Below are 5298 nucleotides of genomic sequence, written 5' to 3'. Positions count from 1 at the left end.
CGGCGTTCGAGGAGGAGAACCACATCTCAGCCCGTCCGGCGTTTGAGGACGAGGCCGAAGGCCGAAGCGGGGGTCCGGGGGCGGCAGCCCCCGAACCGGGCGGTCAAAGGGGGCCCACCCCCTGGAGTGACGGGACGGGTAGGGGCGGCGGGGGCGAAGAAAACCCACGCCCGCCGCCCCACGGGCACTACGCCAGCCCCGGCCCCCGCACCGGAATGCTCGTGAACGTCGGCTGAGGCGCCGGATCCTGGAAGAAGTCGTTCCCCTTGTCGTCGACGACGACGAACGCCGGGAAGTCCTCGACCTCGATCTTCCAGACCGCCTCCATGCCGAGCTCCTCGTACTCGACGACCTCGACCTTCTTGATGCAGTCCTGGGCGAGCCGCGCGGCCGGCCCGCCGATCGAACCGAGGTAGAAGCCGCCGTGCGCATCACACGCGTCGGTGACCTGCTTGCTGCGGTTGCCCTTGGCGAGCATCACCTTGGACCCGCCGGCCGCCTGGAACTGCTCGACATAGGAGTCCATGCGCCCGGCCGTGGTCGGGCCGAAGGAACCGGAGGCGTACCCCTCGGGGGTCTTCGCCGGGCCGGCGTAGTACACCGGGTGGTCCTTCAGGTACTGCGGCATCTCCTCACCGGCGTCGAGACGCTCCTTGATCTTGGCGTGCGCGATGTCACGCGCGACGACCAGCGGACCGGTGAGCGAGAGCCGGGTCTTGACCGGGTACTTGGTCAGCTCGGCGAGGATCGTGTCCATCGGCTGGTTCAGGTCGATCTTCACCACGTCGGACGACTCGTCGAGGTGCTCGTCGGTCGTCTCCGGCAGGAACCGCGCCGGGTCCGTCTCCAGCTGCTCCAGGAAGACGCCCTCCGCGGTGATCTTCGCGACGGCCTGCCGGTCGGCGGAGCAGGAGACGGCGATGGCGACCGGGCAGGACGCGCCGTGCCGCGGCAGCCGGACCACCCGCACGTCGTGGCAGAAGTACTTGCCGCCGAACTGCGCGCCGATGCCGATCTTCTGGGTCAGCTCGAAGACCTTCTGCTCCAGGTCCTTGTCCCGGAAGCCGTGCCCGAGCTCGGAGCCCTCGGCCGGGATCTCGTCCAGGTAGTGCGCGGAGGCGTACTTGGCGGTCTTCAGCGCGTACTCGGCGCTCGTACCACCCACCACGATCGCCAGGTGGTACGGCGGGCAGGCGGCCGTACCCAGCGAACGGATCTTCGCCTCCAGGAACTTCATCATGGAGGCCTCGTTCAGGACGGCCTTCGTCTCCTGGTAGAGGAACGACTTGTTGGCCGAGCCGCCGCCCTTCGCCATGAAGAGGAACTTGTAGGCGCCGCCGTCGGTGGCGTACAGCTCGACCTGGGCCGGCAGGTTCGACCCGGTGTTCCTCTCCTCCCACATGGTGAGCGGAGCCATCTGCGAGTACCGCAGGTTGAGCCTGGTGTAGGCGTCGTAGATGCCGTGCGAGAGGTGCTTCTCGTCCTCGCCCGAGGTGAGCACGTTCTGCCCGCGCTTGCCCATGACGATCGCCGTACCGGTGTCCTGGCACATGGGCAGCACGCCGGCCGCCGCGATGTTCGCGTTCTTCAGCAGGTCGAGCGCGACGAACTTGTCGTTGCCCGACGCCTCCGGGTCGTCGATGATCCGGCGGAGCTGCGCGAGGTGGGCCGGGCGCAGGTAGTGCTGGATGTCGTGGATCGCCTCCTCGGCGAGCTTGCGCAGCGCCTCCGGCTCCACCCTGAGGAACGTCCGCCCGTCCGGTCCCTCGACGGTGGAGACACCCTCCGAGGTCACCAGCCGGTACGGGGTGGTGTCCTCGCCCTGGGGGAGCAGATCGGTGTACGCGAACTCAGGCATCTCAGCCCATTCCTCACTCTGACGGACGGCCGCCCGTCGACGTCGGCGGGCCCTATCAGCGTAGAACCTGGCTCCGACGCGGAGCTTGTGAGGTAAGGCTCAGTTCGCGACGCGCGGGGTTGTCCACACCCCTAGTCGCGATCTATCGCGTTTCGGTACCCTGCTGCCGTGGACCTTCAGAAGCAGCCCCCTCGTGAGCCCGCCGGAGCGCCGGTCGCCGAGCTGCGCGCCTCGGACGCCGACCGTGACCGCATCGCCGACATCCTGCGGGAGGCCCTCGCCGAGGGGCGCCTGACCGCCGACGAACACGCCGAGCGTGTGGAGGGGGTGCTGAACGCCAAGACGGTGGGCGAGCTGGAGGTCTTCATACGGGACCTGCCCGCGGCCCACGCCCGCCCGGCCGGCCCGGCCTACACCCCGGTACCGCCCCGGCCGACGCCCGGCGCGATCCCCGTCGAGGCGGACAGCAACGTGGTGGCCGTCTTCAGCAGCGCCCGCCGCCGCGGCCGCTGGCGGGCCGGCCGCCGGCTGCACGCCTACGCCGTCTTCGGGTCCATCGAGATCGACCTCACCGAGGCGATCTTCGAGTACCAGCAGGTCGTCATCAAGGCGGTCTCGGTCTTCGGTGACGTCCAGATCCGCGTCCCGGAGAACGTGTCGCTGCGCGGCACCGGCGGCGGTGTGCTCGGCAACTTCGAGGCGGACACACTGGATTCGGTCGACTCCGACGCGCCGGTCGTCTACGTCGACGGGTGGGCCGTCCTCGGCAACGTGGAGGCGCGGCCGAAGCGCGGAAAGCTCATCGAGGACATCCTGGACCGGGTTCAGGACAAGGTCGACAGGAAGTTGCGCAAACACCTGGACCGTTGACGGTCGCGAATCACTCCTTGCCCAGCGGCCTCAGGGGTCGTGAACAAGCCGCCGTGGTACGGCTGTTGAGAACGCTGTGCATAGGCCCACGCACAGCGGGTAGGCCTTGCTGCATCGTCTCTCGCTCGCGAAGCCGTCGTCAGGAGTAGACCCGTGCTGCAACCGCCGCATTCGTCCCCGCAGGTAGCTGCCGTTCCGGCCCAGCGGGTGCCAGTGCGGGACAGGGACCAAGACGCCCCCTGGCACACCGAGGCGGTGTGCCGGCGCGACGAGGCGGGCCTGTTCTTCGCACCCTCCAAGGAGCCAACCGCCGCCCGGCTGTCCCGGGAGGAGGCGGCCAAGCGGGTCTGTGCCCGCTGCCCCGTGATGGTCGAGTGCCGCGAACACGCGCTGCTCCAGCCCGAGCCCTACGGCGTCTGGGGCGGCCTCACCGCAGCGGAACGCCGCGTGGTCCTGGCCCGCCGCAGGCGCCGCGACATGGAACTCAAGAAGGCGGCGCGGGCAGCAGCCGCCAACCGCATAGCCCAGGCAGGCTGACAAAAAGGCGCCCTCTCCGCACCGAGGGCGCCTTTCAAACTGCCGGGGGTACCTTGTCCAACGCCCCGCGGGGCAGCGCCCCGTAAGGGGCGCGGGGCTGTGCCGTTGTGCGGCTGTCGCCGTGTGGGCGCGACCGGCCGCATCTCATGACGCCGCAGGTGCAACCCCCTAGGGGCGCGGGGAACTGCGCGACCGGCCACGACGCACCCGCAGTCGCCGACGGCCGGCAGCCCCTCCCCCTGGGCGCTACTTCGCCTTGTCGAAATCGACCGAGCTGTAAGCCCGCAGCTTCCGCAGCCGATGCTCGGAGTCGATCCGCCGCACCGTCCCCGACTTGGACCGCATCACGATGGACTCGGTCAGCGCGGTCTCCGACCGATACCGCACGCCCCGCAGCAGCTCGCCGTCCGTGATACCCGTGGCGACGAAGAACACGTTCTCCCCGGTCACCAGGTCCTCGGTGGTCAGGACCCGGTCCAGGTCGTGCCCGGCGTCGATCGCCCGCTGCCGCTCCTCGGCGTCCTTGGGCCACAGCTTGCCCTGGATGGTCCCGCCCAGGCACTTCACCGCGCACGCCGAGATGATGCCCTCGGGCGTGCCGCCGATCCCGAGCAGCATGTCGACGCCCGTGCCCTCGCGCAGCGCGTAGATCGACCCGGCGACGTCACCGTCGGAGATCAGCTTGATGCGCGCGCCGGCCTCCCGGATCTCCTTGATGATCCCTTCGTGCCGCGGCCGGTCGAGGATGACGACGGTCACGTCCTCCGGCGTGGCCCGCTTCGCCTTGGCGACCCGCCTGATGTTGACGGACACGGGCGCGTTGATGTCGACGAAGTCCGCCGCCTCCGGGCCCGTGACCAGCTTGTCCATGTAGAACACGGCGGACGGGTCGAACATGGCCCCGCGCTCGGCCGCGGCCAGCACGGCGATCGCGTTGGGCATGCCCTTCGCGGTCAGCGTCGTCCCGTCGATCGGGTCGACGGCGATGTCGACCTCGGGTCCGGTGCCGTCACCGATGCGTTCCCCGTTGAAGAGCATCGGGGCCTCGTCCTTCTCGCCCTCGCCGATGACGACCACGCCGTTCATCGACACGGTGGAGACGAGGGTCCGCATCGCGCGCACCGCGGCACCGTCGGCGCCGTTCTTGTCGCCGCGGCCCACCCAGCGCCCCGCGGCCATCGCGGCGGCTTCGGTCACCCGGACGAGCTCCAGGGCGAGGTTGCGGTCGGGGGCTTCGGAGGGGACATCGAGCTCGGACGGCAGGTGATGATGATTCTCGGTCATCGGAGCGCACCTTTCTGATACGACGACGGCCGGATGAGGGTTCCCGTCGACTCTATCGCCAGGCTGACAAAATGAGCAGGGGACCCCACGGATGAGCGCAGCGGGCACCTGCGACGATAGGGGACGTGGCAGGCACCAACGGCAAGCAGAAGACGGTCCGGGACATGATTCTCTCCCTGGCCCTGATCGGTCTCGCGGCGGGCTTCATCTACCTTCTCGTCCCGCACGACGATCACGCTCCCGACCTCCCGAGGGTGGACTACCGGGTCGAGCTGCTGACGGCACGGCGCGCGGCGAGCTACCCGGTGGCCGCGCCCGAGGGCCTGCCCGGCACCTGGAAGGCGACCTCGGTCCGCTTCCAGGGCGAGGACGGGGACCGCTGGCACCTCGGCTACCAGGCCCCCGACGGTCAGTACGTCCAGATCGAGCAGTCCACTCAGAAGCGCGCGGACTTCATCGACGACGCCAGCCAGGGCGCGTCGGCCACGAAGACGACCGAGAAGATCGGCGACCGCACCTGGACGCACTACACCGGCGGCCGCTACCACGCGCTGGTGCTGGACGGCACCTCCGGCTCGACCACGGTGGTGGCCGGCACGGCCCCCTTCACCCAGCTGACGAAGATGGCGGCGGCACTGAAGATGTCCTGACGCCCGCGTCGCGATGCGGACGCGAGGAGGCCCCCGGCGCCGTTGCCGGGGGCCGCCACGCGGCTCTGCGGCCCGGCGCAGACGGACGTGACGACCGCG

General features: G+C 69.9%; 5 protein-coding genes. 3 read left to right on the top strand and 2 right to left on the bottom strand.

Annotated features, from left to right (window positions below):
* Nucleotides 1-187: 187 nt before the first annotated feature.
* Nucleotides 188-1858: a fumarate hydratase gene (locus ACWGKQ_RS36530; RefSeq protein ID WP_453296338.1), complete on the bottom strand. Its 1671-nt coding sequence runs from the start codon at nucleotides 1856-1858 to the stop codon at nucleotides 188-190.
* 168 nt (nucleotides 1859-2026) lie between these two features.
* On the opposite strand from ACWGKQ_RS36530, the gene ACWGKQ_RS36525 reads away from it, so the two are divergent.
* Nucleotides 2027-2728 carry a DUF1707 SHOCT-like domain-containing protein gene (locus tag ACWGKQ_RS36525; protein WP_453296337.1) on the top strand — a complete coding sequence of 234 codons (702 nt, stop codon included), beginning with the start codon at nucleotides 2027-2029 and terminating at the stop codon, nucleotides 2726-2728.
* A 153-nt stretch (nucleotides 2729-2881) separates the two neighbouring features.
* Entirely contained in the window at nucleotides 2882-3265 is a 384-nt protein-coding gene (locus tag ACWGKQ_RS36520; protein ID WP_189267196.1) for a WhiB family transcriptional regulator, read from the top strand.
* Nucleotides 3266-3511: 246 nt separating this feature from the next.
* Here the strand turns inward: ACWGKQ_RS36520 and glpX are convergent, their stop codons facing one another.
* Nucleotides 3512-4549, bottom strand: coding sequence for a class II fructose-bisphosphatase (gene glpX / locus ACWGKQ_RS36515; protein ID WP_453296336.1), 1038 nt, complete (start codon nucleotides 4547-4549; stop codon nucleotides 3512-3514).
* Between the two features lie 125 nt (nucleotides 4550-4674).
* Here glpX and ACWGKQ_RS36510 point away from each other — a divergent pair, with 125 nt between their 5' ends.
* Nucleotides 4675-5199, top strand: coding sequence for a DUF4245 domain-containing protein (locus ACWGKQ_RS36510; RefSeq protein WP_453296335.1), 525 nt, complete (start codon nucleotides 4675-4677; stop codon nucleotides 5197-5199).
* Nucleotides 5200-5298: the final 99 nt, after the last annotated feature.

The organism is Streptomyces sp. NPDC054770 (assembly GCF_053611985.1).
Note: the sequence above shows the minus strand (reverse complement) of the source record. Positions and strands in the feature narration are given on the sequence as shown.